The sequence below is a fragment of the Chitinophaga flava genome, from assembly GCF_003308995.1.
GTDB lineage: Bacteria > Bacteroidota > Bacteroidia > Chitinophagales > Chitinophagaceae > Chitinophaga > Chitinophaga flava.
The window spans coordinates 2,375,827-2,394,790 of sequence record NZ_QFFJ01000001.1 but is presented as its reverse complement, the minus strand read 5'-3'; the positions used below and the strand labels follow the sequence as shown (position 1 = coordinate 2,394,790).

Here is an 18,964-nt window from a genome sequence, read left to right as displayed (position 1 = left end):
CATATGGCTATAAACGGCAAGACGCATATTTTGATGATTGATGATGACGAGGATGATTTTTTTCTGGTGAATGCTCTGTTGCAGGATATTTCACCCGATCAATACATATTGCAATGGGTATCATCTTACAGGGAAGCATTGGCTGTCATTGAATCCCGGACTCACGACCTGTATCTGGTGGATTACCGCCTGGGTAGCCACACCGGTATAGATGTGTTGCACCATTTCCGCAATCTGGGCTATAAGGCCCCCGTTATACTGTTTACCGGCAAAGGGGATTATCATATCGATAAAGAAGCGATGCAGGCCGGTGCAGCCGACTATCTTGTGAAAAGCGAGATTACTGCGGTTGGACTGGAACGTGCTATCCGCTACACATTGGACAAATTCACTCATCTCAACGTTATAGAAAAAAGTGAAAAACGTTACTTCAGTATCTTCGAAAAATCCAATGATGCTATCCTGCTGGCCGACAGCGAACATAAGATCGTAGCGGCCAATCCGGCGGCTATGCATCTGCTCCGCTATGAGGAAGTAACCCTGTATAATCACTATCTCAGCAACCTGTTTGCCAATGAAGATCAGATAAAGGCTTTTATAGCGCAGTTGTGCAGCGATAAAGGAGTTGTGCAACAGGAATATGTGTTCCGTACTCATCAGGGGCAATTGCTGGATGTTATAGTCAACGCTTCCTTGCTCGATGAGAAAAAGCAACTGTATCTCTGTATCATACAGGATGTTACGGAGAGGAAAAGAAAGGAGCAGGAGAAACAGCAACATGAAAAGTTTGCCATCACCGGCCGTATTGCCAGGCTGGTGGCCCATGAAGTGCGTAATCCGCTTACTAACATATTACTGGCCGTATCTGAACTAAAAACGGCTGAACTGACCGATACCCCTGATGGTCATCTGTACCTCGATATTATGGAGCGCAATTGCCACCGTATCAATCAGCTGGTAACGGAGTTGCTGGAGTCAACGCGTATGTCGGAACTAAATATGCTGCCGCAGGGGCTGAACGTGCTGATAGAAAAAACAATGCAGCTGGCTGCAGACAGGTTGCAGCTGAATAATATCCTGGTCATCAAACGGCTGGAGGAACCCGACAGGATGATTATGGCCGATGAAGACAAACTGATCATCGCACTGCTGAATATTATTATCAATGGGATAGAAGCCATGAAGGCGGGAGATGGAACCCTGACCATCGATTCCTGGTATGAATCCGATCGGGTTTTTGTTCGTATAATCGATACCGGTAGTGGTATTCCGCCGGAAAATCTGGCCAAACTATTTGAGCCTTTCTTTACCAGCAAAACAAAAGGTACGGGCCTGGGGCTGACAGCCACTCAGAATATTATCCTCAATCACAAAGGGACCGTGAACGTGGAAAGTAAGCTGGGCGTAGGTACCAGCTTTCTGATCAGTTTTCCGGTGATAAGGTAGTCCTGTAAAAACGCAAAGCAGCAAAGAGGATATCATATTCATCTTTGCTGCTTTGTGTTTTTGTGGAAAATCATCAGGCTTCTTTGAAGCCTGTTTGTGTGAAGATGATCTTTCTTTGTTTATAAAGATTTCCAATTGTCATTTTGAAGGTCTTTTTGCTCATCCCGAAGAACTCCTGTATTTCTTCAGGAGTGGATTTATCGTGGTAAGGCAGGTAGCCACTGTTTTCGTGGAGGAGGCGAAGGATTTTTTCCCCTTCATCTTCCACGCGTTTATAGCCGGGCTGGCCCAGTATTACATCGATTTTATCATCTTTTATCTGGCGGATGAAGCCTTTGAGTTTGTCGCCTATTTCCACGCTGCGGAAGAGCTCATTGTGATGGAGGATACCAGTATGCTGGTTGTTGATGATCACCACATAACCGATGTCTGTGCGTCGGTATATGATGAGGTCTACCTGGTCCATTTCCTTCACGCTGATGTTTTCGTTGCTAAGGAGTCGGTCAAATTTCTCGGTGGCAGCCACACGGCCGGTCATCTCGTCGATGTATATTTTAACGAGATATTCCTGTCCGGGTACCATACGGGTCAGTTGCTGTGATTGGGGCACGAACAGGTCTTTCATGAGGCCCCAGTCGAGGAAGGCCCCTTGCCTGGTGGCGCTGACCGCTTTCAGTGTTACGATATCACCGGCGATGCCGTAAGGTTTCTGGGTAGTGGCGATCAGTCTGTTTTCGGAATCGTGATACAGGAACACTTCCAGTTCGTCACCTATTTTGGTGCCATCAGGCACAAACCGTGTGGGTAGTAGTATTTCCTGGTCTACCCCTTCCAGATACACGCCAAAATCAGCTTCTTTTTTAACCCTCAACAGGTTGTACTCACCCACCTTTATCATAAAAAACAATTAAGTATACGACTGCAAGTTACTTATAGATTGCGGATTGTGGGAATCATATTCTGCTTACTTTTGTAACATTGGCCATTAGGGCTGTTTTTTTATTGCCTGTAATTGCTGATCTAAACCAACCAGACCATCTTATGACGATTTTATCATTTACATTGATCCTGCTTGCCGGGGCCTTTCTGGCTGGGCTATTGGGATCGCTCACCGGGCTAGGAGGCGGTGTGGTAATCATTCCGCTGCTGACCCTGGTCTTCCACGTTGACATCCGTTACGCTATTGGAACGGCGCTGATTGCCTCCATTGCCACCTCTTCCGGCTCTGCCTCCGCTTATGTAAAGGAAGGGATTACCAACATCAGACTGGGCATGTTCCTGGAAATAGCTACTACTACCGGCGCGGTGATAGGGGCGCTGATAGCGGTCTTTATCCCCACCAATGTGGTGGCTATCATTTTCGGCAGTGTGCTGATTTTTTCAGCGTTTATGTCACTGCGTAAGAAAACACAGGCTGTTTCCGATGAAGACGTGAGCAAGCTGGCCCGTCAGCTGAAGCTGAACGGCTCCTATCCTTCCGGAGGTGGTGTTGTGTCTTACAAGGTAAGACATGTGCCGGGCGGATATTTTATGATGATGTTTGCCGGCGTTATGTCGGGCTTGCTGGGCATAGGTTCCGGCGCCTTAAAAGTGCTGGCCATGGACAACGTCATGCGTATTCCCTTTAAAGTGTCTACCACTACCAGCAACTTTATGATCGGGGTTACCGCTGCGGCCAGTGCCGTAGTATACCTGCAGCGGGGATATGTAAGCCCGGGGCTGTGTATGCCGGTGGTACTGGGAGTATTGCTGGGTGCTTTCGGAGGGTCCAGGCTGCTGGTAAAAGCCAATACCAAGTGGTTACGTATAGTCTTTAGCGTTGTAATCACCTTCCTGGCGTTTCAGATGATTTATAATGGTTCAACCGGTAAACTGTAAGACATGAGGCTTTTTTCAAAACATTTCTGGGCAGATAAGGACATCCAGCAACTGATCGGAAAACAGCTGCGTGTAGGGGTGATCACATCCAGTATTATAGTATTACTTGGCGGTATCGTGTATCTGTACCGGCATGGGCATGAAAGTCCCGACTATGGCACCTTTACCGGTGTACGGGAAGGGCTGGACAACCTGCCTGGCATCCTGAAGGGTATCATGGCCGGTCAGGGACGTGATGTGATACAGCTGGGCGTTGTTTTATTAATCGCGACACCGATTTTTCGTATAGTCTTTTCCGTTTTTGCGTTTTTGCTGGAGAAGGATTACCTGTATGTGGTTATTACCCTGATCGTATTGGCGGTGATTACTTTCAGTATGGTAGGTGGATTGGAACGACTGTAGCAATCAAATACGAAATTGCGAATAAAAAAAGCGAGGACTGAGGCATTATCTGCTTCGGTCCTCGCTTTTTTTATTCGTAATGGATATTAATTACCAGCCTGGATTTTGCGGATAGGGCGTACCGGTGGTGGTGGCATCGATCTGGTCCTGTGGGATAGGTCTGAGCCAATGTTTGGGTGATTTGAAGTTGCCTCTGGAATTGTCGTCGTTGTGTTTCAGCAGTCTGTCCTGCAGGGTGCGTGTTCTTACAAGGTCCAGCCATCTTACGTTTTCGCCGGCCAGTTCACGGGAGCGTTCATCGAGGATGAAGTCGATGTTCAGGTTGGCGACGGTGATATCCATCTTTGTTTTATCACCGGTAGGAAAGGCAGCTCTTTCCCGTACTGCATTTATATAGGTTATGGCTTCAGCAGGGCGCCCGCTCTGCATCAGTGCTTCCGCTGCTACCAGATAGGTTTCTGCCAGACGGTATGCGATGAGAGGCCGGATAGATGGCGCATTCATATCAGATCGTTTGGTATCAACGTATTTGGATAATGCCGGTGACATTTTGATAGAGTACTTACTGGACGGGATCAGTGTATAAGGTGCTGCAGCAATTTGTGCATCTGTGAACTTGCCTTGCGGCATGTAGATACAGGTGTCTCCCGGTTTCATTTTAGGCTTACCGGGAGCCGCATCAGCCGGAGCGCCCGGTGGCAGCGGGTTAGGCCATACCGGAATGCTGCTGGCGTTGTTGCAGAACCATACTGTCTGAAAACTTTTATCGAAGCGGGTATCATTTTTCCGTTCAGCAAAAACAGTATCAATCAGCCATTTGGTGGGCACTGTACGGATGTAAGGCCGGCCGTCACGAATATTGCGGGCCATGCCATCTATCTTTTCATATTGTGGTACAAACAGGTGTACAAGCATATTGTCTGGTGTACTGTTGTTCTGGGTAGGAGAACCGTTGTATGACAGACTGGAGGTATGTTGTACAGTCCATAGTACTTCTGCATTGTTTTCATTGCCTTCGGCGAAGATGCTGCCGAAATCGGGCAACAGCGACAAACCCAGTGCAGGAGCTGTTGTCAGCAGATCTGTTGCAGTGGTGGCAGCATCCTGGTAGTCAGTAGCTTGGGCAGCTTTGCTGCCGGCCCTGGTAAGATATACTTTAGCCAGTACATGTTTGGCTGCGGCTGCATTGGCTCTGCCGGGATCTGTTCCTTTAGGGCCGGGCGCCAGATCAGGCATGGCCTCTTTCAGGTCGGTGATGATGGCGTCGTATACTTTAGCCAACGGATCCCTGTTGGCCGAAGTGACAGGCCCGGAAATAAAGGTGGTGGTAAGTGTTACATCTCCCCAAAGCTGTACCAGCACAAAATAATAGTTGGCCCGAAGGAATTTGGCTTCTGCAACAGCTTTCTTGCGTATAGCATCAGTAAGGCCCGGAGCGGTGGGTGCAAACTGAATCACAGCATTACAGGTATTGATGTAGGTGTAAATGTTGTTCCACTGGGCTTTAAACTTACCGTCACTGGGGAGCAGGCCCGGATCGTAGGTCATAAAGTTCTGGTTGCCGTCGTTCCCCCTTTTAAATTCATCGGTGCCAGGCGTGGTCATAGAGAAATAATCTTCACAACCCCAGATGGTGCGGGTGCCTGCATAAGAAGCATCCAGTGCGGCATTTACGCCCTGCGCTGTTTTATAAAAATCCGGTACCAGTACGGACCGTGGCGTTTCATTCAGCATCTTACTGCAACTTCCAAGAAAAGAAGCGCTGGTAAAAAAGCTTATAGCGAGCAATATTTTTTTCATAACTCACGGTTTTGAAGATTATAAAGTAAGGTTTACGCCGAAGAGCATAGACCAGGTGGCTGGCGTATCTGCGTTGATGTTGCCGGCAGATTCAGGATCTACACCATGAAATTTGTTGCGGTATTCAGAGAAAAAAATGAGCGGGTCCTGTGCGGAAACATATACGCGCAGGGAGCGTGCTTTCAGCTTCTGGATAAAGGAAGACGGGAGATTGTACCCCAGGCTCAGTGTCCTGATCTTCAGGTAACTGCCATCTATATATCCGAGTGTAGAGTTGTATTGCGTTTGTGTTCTGGACTGATTGGGTTTTGGAAAATAAGTTTCTCCGCTAGTAGGGATCCAGTAGTTGACGTTAAGGTTGTTGTAGTTGCCCTGGAAGGTGTTGGCAAAACCGCCACCATACAGCTTGCTGTTGAGCGTACTGCCGATGCGGGCATACATCACGATGGTAAAATCAAAACCTTTGTAGCTGAAGCGGTTGGTCATACCGCCTTCCCATTTGGGCTGAGGAGTGCCTACGATGGTTTTGTCTGCATCGCTGAAAGTGCTGTCGTTGTTGATATCTTTCACGCGGATCGTTCCGATCACGGAAGAGTTGCCGGTTACTTTCTGACCATAGGCGAGTGCGGTCATGGAATCGGCTTTGATATTCTGCCAGATGCCGATGCGCTGGTAGTCGTAGTAGGAACCAATAGGATGACCTACAAACCAGTTGTTGGAAATATCCTGTTGTATACCGTTATACAGTTCTGTGATCTTACCTCTGTTGATGAAGAAGTTGAGATCTGATGTCCAGGTGAAATCACCGGCACCTTTGCCTTGTACATTGACAGTGGCCAGGTGTATTTCAAGACCTTTGTTTTGTGTTTTGCCTACGTTGACGAGTACATCACCCGGGATACCAGATGTACCAGGCAAATGCAGTGGCAGCAACAGATTGCTGGTATTGGCGGAATATACTTCCACACTACCGGTAATACGGTTGTTAAGTAAACCAAAGTCAATACCAAGATTGGCGGTGGTCGTGTATTCCCATTGCAGTGCGGAGTTAGGTGCTGTATTGATGAATACGCCGGTTACATTGGTAGAACCGTAGTTATAGTTTATTCCCTTGAGGGCGCCTAATGTCTGGTAGGGATTGATAGCCGTGTTGCCGGTGCGTCCATAGCTGGCGCGGAGTTTCAGGTTGCTGAATAGTCGGGCACTACGCATAAATTTTTCATTGCTGATATTCCAGCCAACAGCGGCGGAAGGGAATCCCTTGAATTTGTTGCCAGGCGCGAGTCTTGAACTACCATCGCTGCGGGCGGTGAGGGTGAGAAGGAAACGTTCATCGAAGTTGTAGTTGATCCTGCCCATGTAGGAGATGATATCCCATTTACTTTCTGAACCGCTGCCGGCGAGGTTAAGGCCATAAGTAGCATTAAAGTATTGCAGGTCGTCAGACAGCAGGGTATTGTTGTTATAGTTGTTGGTTTGACTGCCGGATTCCTGCAGGCTGTACAGGCCGGTGAAATTGACGCGATGTTTACCGAATTGATGATCATACACGAGGAGATTTTCCAGAGTGTAGTTGATTTCGTTGTTGTATTTGTTTTCGCTGGTGTTGAGGCTGCCGAGGTTGTTGGTGGTTTTGCTGGCGGCGAAGTTGCCGTAGTTATCGCTTTTGATTTCAGCGCCGCCATTGAAGCGATATTTCAGGCCAGGTAAGATGTTGATATCAAGATAAGCGGTGGTAAAAGTTCCGGAACGTTTTCTTTTTTCTACGGTGGCACCTGGGAGGAAATCGGCCAGTGGGTTCCAGATTTGTTTTTGGCTGCCGGCGAGGAAGTCGTTGATCAATGCACCGGTGCTATCGTAGGCAGGGGCCATCGGACTGGCTCTGAGGGCTTGTCCCATAGGATTCACACTTTCACCGGTAGTAGTAGAAAAGTTATTGAGTGAGCTGACACCGATTTTGAAAACCTTATTGATTTCATGGTCGATGCTGGCTTTTACGGTGAAGCGTTCAAAGGACTGGCCGGGATATACGCCGGTTTCTTTATAATATCCTGCAGAAGCGCTGAACTGTGTTTTGTCGTTACCGCCGGAGATGCCTATCTGGTGGTTGGTCATGATGCCGGTTTTGTAAACGAGGTCTTGCCAGTTGGTGCTGTTGCCTTTGGCCAGTTGTCTTCTTTCTTCTGCATCAAAGGCGTCTATCAGTATCTGCGGATCTTCAGGGCCGCTGTATTTTAAAGGCGGATCCTGAGTACCATTCCAGTAGGCCCATTTTTTCAGGCCGGCATATTGTTCGGCGTTCATAAGGTCGTAGTTGCCGGAGGGTTTTACAAAGCCGCCGTATCCGCTGTAGGTGACGATGGCTTTGCCGCTGCGTCCGCGTTTGGTGGTGACGAGTATCACGCCATTGGCGCCTCTGGAGCCGTAGATAGCAGTGGAAGAAGCATCTTTGAGCACATCTACGGAAGTGATATCATCAGGATTGAGGTCGTTGATATCACCGTTGTAAGGGATACCATCTACTACAAACAGCGGGGAGTTACCGGCTTTGAGCGATCTGCTGCCGCGGATGAGGATGGAGGGTTTGGCACCTGGTTTACTATTACCGCCGCTTTTCTGAATATCGATGCCGGCGCCTTGTCCTTTCAGGATGGATGTGAGGTTGGAGGCGGGTACATCGCGGATGGCCTGTGCATTGATGGTGGTGATGGAACCGGTTACGTCGGCACGTTTCTGTGTGCCATAACCTACTACCACTACTTCATTCAGTTCTCCCTTATCTGCTGCCAGTGAGATGTCTACGTTATTTATATTGGTGTTGTCTACTTTCAGTTCACGGGAAATAAAGCCTGTGTATGAAATTTTAATGAAAACGTTTGCAGGTACATCCAGTTGAAAAGTGCCATCAACTTTGGTAGTGATACCTCTGTTGGTGCCTTTAACCGCGATGGTGGCTCCTGGGAGCGGTTCACCCGATTGAGAGGTGACACGGCCCTTAACGCTGACGGTTTTGTCCTGTGCATATAACGGTATAGTATACACGCAGATAGACAATAACCAACAAATCATGATTTGAAGCAGGCGTAGGGATGCGGCCTGCCGTCCTGAAATCGGAATTTTCATAACGTTAGTTTTAGGTTGATAAAATGGAATATTGTCTGTTATTCAGTGATATCCTTTCCGTTGAGTCTTAATGTCAGTTGAGCTTCGAACAGGGAAGCCGGTGCTACAGTCTGTCCGGGGAGCTGGTTGATCCCAGCGTTTTCTACAGTAACTTTTGAATCTGCCTGAAATCCTGCGAGGATGGGCGCTGCAATGGTATAGTTACGGCGGCGGTCCATATCCCAGAAGTTATAATGTTGATCTTTGGTAGAGCTATGGCGGAAGTTCCATAGCACCAGCTGTTTACCATGATGAGGGTGGCCTGGTTCAGGGCCTCCCAGGTTATAGAAGACACCACCGCGAATATCATCGAAGAGGGTTGCATAGGGTTGACCGGAATGGCTGTCGAAATTCTGATCGGTGCCTAGTGCGCATTGGGTGATGACGGTGCCTGCTGCACTGTAACCGGTGCCGGGACCGTGATGCTGTGCCCCGTTGAAATAACATTGTTTGATGAGCACACCATAACCGGTACGGGCATGTACGGAAGCATGACCTTTTTTGCCGAGGAAGGTTACGTTCTGCACAGTTACCTGATAGCCGGCGCGGATATTAATACCTTCATTCCAGTCCTGGAAAACGCAATCACGTATCCAGCTGTTTTTTACGTATTCCATGCCTACAGCTTCCCAGGCGTAGTCGTGAATTTCATTTTTATGATGCACAAAATCTTCGGGCCAGGATTTCCAGTTGCTGGAGAAACGGATGCCGGCGATACCGCATTCTTCGATGCTGTTGTAGGAAACCAGTTCAAAAGGTTTGCCGGGCACGAGATGGATATCGAGGTGCAATGGGTTTTTAAAAGTGACGGTATTGCCGGTTATTTTTTCAATGGTATGTATTTCCTGTATCTGCATACCACCTTTATCTCCGAAAAGCCTTGTCCACTGCTCTTTTAAAGACAGCGGTGCAAAATACCATTTCGTATAGTCTTCACTGCGATGTTTCAGGACTACGTCCTGACCGGGTTTGAGCAGAGAGGCGTCTTCCACCTGAATGGTAAAGGTTTCACGCGGTGCATCGGCGGTAACAACAGCCAGCCGCTGTTGCTGGTTGGCGGCAGGCCGGAACAATAGCTGTCGGGTATTGATCCTTTTTTTATCCTGGTAAATTTCAGTGCCGCCTTCGCCGCTGCCACTACCTTGCAGAATGATATTGCTGGCAGTGATGAGCAGTTGTTTTTTATCATCTTCATCGGGAGCGAGCAGGAATTTACCTTTCGGGAAAAAAACGATACCACCGCCAGGATGTGCGGAAGCTGCGTCTATAGCGCGTTGTATAGCCTCATCATCGTACTGGTCGTCATTGGGAGTAGCGCCGTATTGTGTCACATCAAACTTCTTTCTGCCGGTAAGATCGGGCAAAGGTTTCTCCGAAAAATGATAACCGGCATAAGAGAAGTCGGGTAATACGGGAATGGTATTGTTTTTCCTGGCTGCTACAAATTCTTTCCAGAGTGGTGCTACCACAGGAGCGGCAGCCACGCGGCCATCTACGGTTATGTTTCGGGCAGCGCCTTCCAGTTGCAGGAATTTATCAGGAAGAGCAGGGTGTTTTATCTGCTGCAGCTGTATGTTGCCTGCGTCTGAAATTCTTACCAGTGGCTCTTTACCGGTATTGCCGGGCAGTGTCCATTTGTTGAATTGTATCTGTTGAATATCGCTGGCAATTATTGCAGGCCGTGCATCCTGTTTATCACTGGTATAGGAAACGTTATCAAAGCGTATATTCCTGGCGTGTCGTATGTACAGGGCATAAGCAGGAATCTGTTTACCAAACATTTTTATCTCCGGATAATCGCTTTCCTTTTCTTCCAGTTTTACCTGGGCATCAGTGGCAGTACCTTCTCCCGGTACATTGATACGGATATTTTGAAGGGTGATACCATCGATATAATGGCCGGGAATGCCGCTGATGAGCATGCCGGTCCAGGTGCCTTGTTGTACGGTCACATTTTTTATTTTGATGTTGCTGATGCTGCCTACCGCCTGTTGGGCATCGCCTTCACGAAAGGTTTTCAGCCGGGCACCAAGCCGGATAATAATGGGCATGTTGACCTTATCCATCTTTACATCACTGATCTCGATGTTCTGCAGTTTGGCGCCATCAACAGAAAACAATTTAATGCCACCTTCTCTGGCGAAGGCTACATCTATGTTGCTGACACGGATATTTTCGAAATTGCCGGCTGATTCAGTACCGAATTTTATAGCGCCTTCGCCGGTATTAATTTTAATATTGCTGATGGTCACATCGCGGCAGGGATAGGGACTGGTAGTTTTAAAGCAGATGGCGTCGTCTCCGCTGTCGATATCACAATCACGGATATTTACTTTTTGACAGCAGTCGATGTCGATACCGTCATTGTTGCCCAGGCCGCGGCTGCGAATGATGACTTTTTCTGCGAGTACATTGGAGCAATGGAAGAAGTGCATAGTCCAGGCGGTAGGTCCTTGCAGATGAATATCCGTAACTTTTATCTGATGGCAGCGAACAAAGCGCACCAGAAAGGGGCGTCTGTCGTGGCCGCCGGAGGCTCTTACCAGTTTACCCTGACCGTCAATCGTGCCTTTACCGGTAATGCCGGTATTACTGGCATCTACTGCGCCGATGAGGGCATATCCCATCTGCTGGCCAAGGCCGTCTTTAAAGCCATCAACGATCTGATAGTCTTTTATATCGGGGCTTCCCAGGAGTGTGCTGTTTTCTTCTACCTGCAGTACAACATTGTTTTTAAGCAGGAGTGTGCCTGTCAGCCAGGTGCCGGCCGGCACGCGTACCTGGCCACCACCCTGTGCGGAACAGGCATCGATGGCCTGCTGAATGGCAGCGGTATTGAGTGTTTTTCCATCTCCAACAGCCCCAAAGCGGGTGATGTCGATAGTCGTTTTTTTATCAGTTGCACTGGCGAGCATAGCCAGCAGCAACCAGCATATAATCTGGAGTAAGTGGAAGTTTTTCATAACCTGTGGAAATAAAGAGACAGGTGACAACGAAGTCTCATCTGTTGTCACCTGTTTTTTTATAAAGTGCCTGCTGTTTCAACTTTGATGACAGTAGCGATGGCGTCAGGAGCCTGGGCTGGCACATTGATCACCACACCTTCATCGGTGGTAGTGGTACTGAGTTTTTTGCCGCCCGCCAGCAGTTGGGCACTGTTGACTTTATTTTTCAGGCCGGGTACCACCAGCTTGCCATCGGTAGGCCAGTTAAATACGTGGAGATAGAGGGTAGTATTGCTGCCATTAGTTTTCTTTGTGCAACGGCCCCAGGACAATGTGCCCAGCGGACTTCCATTGGTAGCGTAGATGGCTTCACCGTTTACTTTCATCCACTGGCCGATGCCTTTAAGTCCTTCGATGCTGCCTTGGGGGAACTGGCCCAGTGCATCAGGTCCTACGTTCAGGAGATAGTTACCGTTTTTGGAGGCGATGTCTATCAGGTTTCTGATCAGTGTTTCAGTGCTTTTCCATTTGTTGTCGTAGCTTTTGTAGCCCCAGGTACCATTCATGGTCATACAGGTTTCCCAGTCGCGGCCATCGAGTTCAGATTGTGCAGGGATCTTTTGTTCCGGTGTTTTATAATCGCCGGGGAAGTTGGGTCTTTTGAGGCGATCGTTAGTGATGATATTAGGTTGCAGGGAGAGTACTGCCTGTAGTTTTTTAGCAAATTCATCGGTCATGTTGGTAGGCGTATCCCACCATAATACGGCTACATCACCGTAGTTGGAGAGCAGTTCCTTCACTTGCGGAACGGCTACTTTGTCGATGTATTCACCCATTGTGGCGCTGGTTTGAGCCGGGTCCCAATGGCCGGTATTATCTTTCGTATAGGCGTCTATTTTAGCAGAGTCCGGGTTGGCCCATCCTTCGGAGGTTACTTTGCGTGCGGCGGCACCACCGGGGTTATTCCAGTCCTGTGCCTGAGAATAGTAGAAGCCCAGTTTGAGGCCGTATTTTTTACAGGCGGCGGCCAGTGGTTTCAGTACGTCTTTTCCATAGGGAGTGGCATCAGCGATGTTCCATTTGCTGGCACCGGATTTAAACATAGCGAAGCCGTCGTGGTGTTTGGCGGTGATAACGATGTATTTCATGCCGGCATCTTTGGCTGCTTTCACCCAGGCGTCGGCATCATATTTCACCGGGTTGAAGGATTGGGCTACCTGCTGATAATCAGCTACAGATATTTTACCGCGGTTCATGATCCATTCGCCACCACGGCCTATCTGATGTCCCTGCCAGTTTCCTGCGAGCTGAGCATATACGCCCCAGTGGATAAACATGCCAAAACGGGCTTCCCGCCACCATTTCATGTGCTGGTCCTGTGAAGTAGGGGTTTGTGCAAAAATGGTTTGTGTGGCACAGCTGAGCGCAAGCAAAAGGAGTACTAGTTTTTTCATTACGTGTTATTAAACGGTGATAAATGCTGATTTTTTCTTTGGATGAAACCGGAACGGTGATAAATACTGATTTTTTTGATGGTCCTGATGAAGAGCTTTAGTGCCTGATCGGGATGATTATTTGTATGCCATTCATAAACTTCGGGCAGCACCCATTATCAGGACCATCAAAAAAATCAGTATTTATCACCGTTCCGGTTCTTTTTCACTATTTTTCTGCAATCGTTTGCATAATTTTTGCAAAAAATAAGCGCGAAGCGCTTGTCTGACATTGATGAATTTGATTTGGTTGATGCTGCTGATCTCATATTTTATAAGTCTTCAGGAGCATAAAAATAATTGTACTAAAGATCGGGAATAATTCCCCTGTGGATTGTTGCGATTTTAACTTTTTGTCATGCTTTTTTCGCATTATCTGCCGGACTGGGAAAGAATTATACAATTCAGGAATCAGGTGTTATCTTAGCTGTTATCCTCATCTATCTAAAGCAGGAATAATGGTGAACATGAAATCAATCCTTGGGCTGGCCCTGGCTATTGGTATTGCCTTCCACGCCCATGCGCAAAAGGGGCCCGCTACGGCCCGCCCGAACATTGTACTGATCTATGCAGATGACCTCGGTTATGGCGATATCAGTTGTAATGGCGCCACCAAAATACGTACGCCGCATATCGACCGCCTGGCATCACAGGGAGTGCGGTTTACCAACGGACATGCCTCTTCGGCCACCTGTACGCCTTCCAGGTACTCTATCCTTACGGGGCAATACGCCTGGCGTAAGAAAGGAACGGGTATTGCCCCTGGCGACGCTTCCCTGATCATCGATACGGCTGTTACCACACTGCCTTCGCTGTTGCGCAAAGCAGGTTATGCTACGGGCGCTGTGGGGAAATGGCACCTGGGTATCGGTGACAGCAAAGGGCCGGACTGGAACGGAGAACTGAAGCCTGGCCCGCTGGAAATAGGTTTCGACTATTGCTGGATCATGCCGGCTACTGCAGACCGCGTACCTTGTGTATATGTGGAAAACCACCGGGTAGCCAATCTGGACCCTGCTGATCCTATCAAAGTCAGCTATACAGCACCTATCGGCAACGAACCTACGGGGAAAAAGAATCCGGAGCTGCTGGTCATGCACTCTTCCCAGGGACACAACAATGCTATCGTTAACGGTATTGGCCGTATTGGCTTTATGCAGGGCGGTACCGCTGCACTGTGGAAAGATGACAGTATTGCTGCCGTACTAACGGGAAAGGCACAACGTTTTATTGTTGATCATAAAACTGCTCCGTTTTTTCTATACTTTGCTACACATGATATTCATGTACCCCGCGTGCCTGGTAAAGCCTTCGCCGGCAAAAGCGGCATGGGTGTGCGCGGAGATGCTATCCTACAGCTCGACTGGACAGTTGGCCAGATAATGCGTACACTCGACAGCCTGCACCTGAGTGATAATACCATCTTCATTTTTACGAGCGACAATGGTCCTGTGGTAGATGATGGTTATGCAGACCAGGCCAGGGAACTGCTGGGCGGGCACACACCTTCCGGCATTTATCGCGGTGGTAAATACAGCAACTTCGATGCAGGTACGCGTGTACCACTGATCGTCCGCTGGCCCGGAAAAAGCCGCCAGGGCGTGTCTAATGCGCTCGTAAGCCAGGTAGATCTGCTGGGTTCCTTCGCTGCTCTTACCGGTCAGCAGTTGCAACACGAAGATGGTCCCGACAGCTTTGATATGATGGCTGCATTCACCGGTAAAGACCTCAAAGGCCGTGAAAGCGTTATCGAACATGCGGGCACACTCAGCATCATCAAAGGCAACTGGAAGTATATTACTCCCGGCAACGGTGCCCGTTATGACAACGCCACAGCAATAGAGCTGGGCAACGATCCCGCACCACAACTGTATGACCTGCGTAAAGATCCGCAGGAGAAAAATAATGTGGCCGCACAATACCCGGCGGTGGTAAAAGAATTATCTGCACAACTGAATGCCTTAAAAGATGCAGGCAGAAGCCGATAGTTTTTAAATACGGTATTTTGCTTTACAGTTACTTGCAGGTATCAACGCTTCGTCTTTCAATACCAACCAGATTATCAGTACTCCTTCCTGTTTTAAAGTATTACTTTTCAACAGGAAGGATTTTTTTATGATCATTCTCTCAAAAAACTCTTTGAAATTTGCAAACGATTGCATATTTTCGATACAGCCAGGATCTGATTACCCAACCATGTAGTTTGGGAGCATAGATAATTGTTAGCTTCGTCTCTGAACCTTTTCTGCCGGAAACTGCCTGTAGCCCAGTGTTGTTGAAAACCCGTTTCCCTTACGACTGTTTTTTGGAAGTTTTAAATCAACACTTTATGAAGTCCCCGTAATGCCATCATGCTTTTAACAGGAGTACCCTGCCTGTAACCGGAGCTATTTTGCAGTGTATAACAGTAATGGATATACGCTGATTGGCTACGCATGTTTTTATAACCCTCATTATCCACCTTTAAAGTTTTCTCCCTTTATGAAAAAAAGATACGCAATGATTTTATTGTTGCTGTGGTCTATTACGACGTTGTCGCAATCCCTGCCTTCCAATTTTCAGCGGGTGCAGGTAACAGGCGGCATCAGCAACCCCACAGCCATGGCCTTTCTGCCAGATGGGCGTATACTGGTATGCCAGGAAACAGGCCAGCTACGCGTAGTCAAAAACGGCGCTTTGTTATCCACGCCAGCCGTTACCTTGTCTGTCAACAGCAGCGGAGAACGTGGCCTGATCGGTGTGGCGGCAGATCCTAATTTTGCCAGCAATCATTATATCTATCTGTATTACACGCATACGTCGGGGCCGCACAACCGGGTAAGCCGTTTTACTATGACCGGCGATGTGGCCGGGTCTGAAACGGCTATACTGGACCTGCCCACGCTAAGCGCTATCTATCACAACGGTGGCGGCCTCTCTTTTGGCAACGACGGTAAGTTGTATGTGTCTGTTGGCGATAATAAAGTAGGTGCCAATGCGCAGAACCTGGACAGTTACATGGGTAAACTGTTACGTATCAACACTGACGGTACGGTACCGGCAGGCAACCCTTTCAGTGGCAGTGCGCAACGCAGCCGCGTGTGGGCGTACGGGTTACGCAACCCTTTCACTAATGCCATAGATCCTGTTACCGGTAAGATCTTCATCAACGATGTAGGTGAATCCACCTGGGAAGAAATCAACGATGCCACCACCGGTGGCCGTAACTTCGGATGGCCCGACCAGGAAGGCAACTGCAGCGGTTCCTGTACCGGCCTCACCAATCCCATCTACCGCTACAGCACCAATAGAAACGCTGCTCCTCCTGATGGACAGGGCTGCGCCATCAATGGTGGCACCTTCTTTAACGGGGCTATCAGCAACTATCCCGCTACTTACAATGGCAAATACTTTTTCCTCGACTACTGCGGCGGCTGGATTAATTACCTCAACCCCGCTTCGCCCTCCAGGAGTGCTTATGCTACTGGTCTGGGTGGCGGCCTGGTATATCTCAAACAGGGCCTTGATGGTAACCTGTATTACCTGAGCCGCGATAACAGCGCATTGTATAAGATTGTGTATACCGGCACGCAGGCGCCAGCGATTACAACGCAGCCCCAGCCGGTTACCGTGCCGCAGGGGCAAACAGCCACCTTCAGTATTACTGTAGTCGCTAATCCGGCACCGACCTATCAGTGGCGGAAAAACGGTGTGAATATCAGCGGTGCTACTACCGCTACTTATGCCATCGCCAATGTACAGCCGGCAGATACCGGTCTTTACAGCGTTGTGGTTACCAACAGTGCCGGCAGCGTTACCAGCAGCAATGCCCGCCTCAGTGTAACCAAACCCAATACCCTGCCTGTAGCCACTATCACTTCGCCTTTCAATAATGCTAAATTCCGTGCAGGCGATACCGTTAGATTTTCCGGCACCGGCACCGATGCGGAAGATGGTGTATTGCCCGCCGGCGCTTTCCATTGGTGGGTAGATTTCCATCATGCCAACCATGTTCACCCCGGACCGCAGTTGCCAGACAGCGTTACCAGCGGCAGATTTGTCATCTCCGCCGAAGGACATACCGAAACAGATATCTGGTATCGTATACTCCTTTCCGTTAGAGACAGCCGGGGCGAGCTCGACACCACCTATGTAGAACTGTTCCCGGTGACTTCCAATATCGCACTGCAAACGCAACCCGCCGGTTTACAAATCAAACTCAACGATATTCCTTTCACCGCACCGTACAGTACCCCTACTTTATCCGGTATGGTCAGGCCGATGGAGGCCGTGTCCCCTCAGGTGCTCAATGGGGTAACCTATATTTTCGACCATTGGGCACACGGGGGCAGCAGAGTACAGAACATTACTATCACCGACAGTGATACCACCTACACCGCTGTGTTCAGAGCGGGAGCTGCTACCATCCAGTTGCTGCCGGTACAGGACGCTTATGTGCGGGATGGTACCAATGCTGCCACTACTTTTGGCACCACCGATTCTACTTTACTGATCACCAAAGTATCGCCAGCCGGACAACTGAATAACGCCCGCGAAGCCTACATGACTTTTGATCTCACCAATACAGCGAGTGCAGTCTCTTCGGTCGTGTTGAAAGTATATGGTCGTGTAGACGGTACCGTAGCCATGAGTGTGCCGGTAGGCGTATATCCGCTGAGCAATACCACCTGGCTGGAGAAAACGATTACGTGGAACAACAAGCCCGCTTCCGGCGCCAACTTGCTGGCATCCAGCGTGCTCACCAACGACAGTGCCCGTTACTATACCTGGGATGTGACCAGCTATGTACAAAGTGAGCTGGCAGCTGGCAGGAAAAAAATAGCTTTTGTGCTGAAGAGCCAGCAAGCCCATGATCCGCGTATTTTCCTGAACTCAAAAGAAGCTGCTGCCAATCCGCCGCTGCTGGCTGTGATAGCCGATTCCAACGCTTCTTCTTCCTGCACACCGGCAGTGGCCAGCGCAGATGATGGCAATGTGGCCGCCAACGCTACCGACAACGATATGAACACCCGCTGGTCTGCTTCCGGAGAGCAGTGGATACAGTTCTGTTTGGGTAGTGCCGCAACTGTCAACGGTGTGGATATCGCCTTTTATAAAGGAGACACCCGTCGTGCCCTGTTTGATATACAGGTGAGCAACGATGCCATTACCTGGACCAACGTTGCTACCGGTCTGCAAAGCAGCGGTACCTCTACCGCCTTCGAAGCCTTTAGCTTCAATGGCATAACGGCGAAGTATGTACGAATTTTAGGTCATGGCAACAATGTCAATGCCTGGAACAGTTATGCAGAAGTGAAAATCAGGACTAGCACGCTGGCCGCTAAAGCGGCTGTAGAGGCCGTTATGAGCGCCTATCCCAATCCTGCTGCTACAACCCTCACGATTACACTGAGACTGCCATCTGCCGGACATACCACCCTTGGCGTATATGATGTAACCGGCAAACAATTGCAGGTACCCATCAACAGCAACCTGCCTGCAGGTACCCATACCAGCAACCTGTCTGTTTCAGGATGGCCTGCCGGCGTGTATTTCCTCAAACTGGTACACAACGGAAAAATGATTGTGAAACGAATAATTATTGCCCCCCAGGGCTAAAGCCCTGGGCTGTATTTGTGGCCGCCGATGTATAATTAAATTGCTGGAATAAAGCATAGCTGCTTATGTTTCTGCGTTGAATTTTCTAAATAAAAAATAGCCCGGGATTTTAGTCCCGGGCTATTTTCTTTACTATTATTCTTCGCTAAAATTCAAAACAAAATACGTGGCGCTTATTCCACATAAAAAATAAATCAGGACTAAGCTGAGGGCGTATTCTAATCAATACCCCCATACCAA

10 protein-coding genes are annotated in these 18,964 nt (G+C 48.8%); 5 read left to right on the top strand and 5 right to left on the bottom strand.

Annotated features, from left to right (window positions below):
* Positions 1–3 precede the first annotated feature (3 nt).
* A complete protein-coding gene (locus tag DF182_RS09520; protein ID WP_113615401.1) occupies positions 4–1,446 on the top strand; it encodes a hybrid sensor histidine kinase/response regulator in 1,443 nt (480 codons plus the stop codon).
* Between the two features lie 73 nt (positions 1,447–1,519).
* Here DF182_RS09520 and DF182_RS09515 read toward each other — a convergent pair whose 3' ends face one another.
* Positions 1,520–2,344, bottom strand: a complete 825-nt coding sequence (locus tag DF182_RS09515; protein WP_113615400.1) for a CvfB family protein — start codon at positions 2,342–2,344, stop codon at positions 1,520–1,522.
* A 143-nt stretch (positions 2,345–2,487) separates the two neighbouring features.
* Here DF182_RS09515 and DF182_RS09510 point away from each other — a divergent pair, with 143 nt between their 5' ends.
* A complete protein-coding gene (locus DF182_RS09510; protein WP_113615399.1) occupies positions 2,488–3,324 on the top strand; it encodes a sulfite exporter TauE/SafE family protein in 837 nt (278 codons plus the stop codon).
* Positions 3,325–3,327: 3 nt separating this feature from the next.
* Positions 3,328–3,726, top strand: a complete 399-nt coding sequence (locus DF182_RS09505; protein ID WP_113615398.1) for a DUF1634 domain-containing protein — start codon at positions 3,328–3,330, stop codon at positions 3,724–3,726.
* 90 nt (positions 3,727–3,816) lie between these two features.
* Here DF182_RS09505 and DF182_RS09500 read toward each other — a convergent pair whose 3' ends face one another.
* From DF182_RS09500 to DF182_RS09485, 4 genes are read right to left on the bottom strand one after another with little or no spacing between them, the layout of a single operon-like run.
* Complete coding sequence (locus DF182_RS09500) at positions 3,817–5,526, bottom strand: RagB/SusD family nutrient uptake outer membrane protein (protein ID WP_113615397.1); 1,710 nt, start codon at positions 5,524–5,526, stop codon at positions 3,817–3,819.
* Positions 5,527–5,544: 18 nt separating this feature from the next.
* Complete coding sequence (locus DF182_RS09495; RefSeq protein WP_113615396.1) at positions 5,545–8,649, bottom strand: SusC/RagA family TonB-linked outer membrane protein; 3,105 nt, start codon at positions 8,647–8,649, stop codon at positions 5,545–5,547.
* Between the two features lie 38 nt (positions 8,650–8,687).
* Positions 8,688–11,651, bottom strand: coding sequence for a DUF4955 domain-containing protein (locus DF182_RS09490; RefSeq protein ID WP_147243394.1), 2,964 nt, complete (start codon positions 11,649–11,651; stop codon positions 8,688–8,690).
* Between the two features lie 59 nt (positions 11,652–11,710).
* Positions 11,711–13,087, bottom strand: coding sequence for an alpha-L-fucosidase (locus DF182_RS09485; protein ID WP_113615394.1), 1,377 nt, complete (start codon positions 13,085–13,087; stop codon positions 11,711–11,713).
* A 506-nt stretch (positions 13,088–13,593) separates the two neighbouring features.
* On the opposite strand from DF182_RS09485, the gene DF182_RS09480 reads away from it, so the two are divergent.
* A complete protein-coding gene (locus DF182_RS09480) occupies positions 13,594–15,114 on the top strand; it encodes a sulfatase-like hydrolase/transferase (protein ID WP_211327086.1) in 1,521 nt (506 codons plus the stop codon).
* Positions 15,115–15,607: 493 nt separating this feature from the next.
* Positions 15,608–18,724, top strand: coding sequence for a PQQ-dependent sugar dehydrogenase (locus DF182_RS09475; protein WP_113615392.1), 3,117 nt, complete (start codon positions 15,608–15,610; stop codon positions 18,722–18,724).
* Positions 18,725–18,964: the final 240 nt, after the last annotated feature.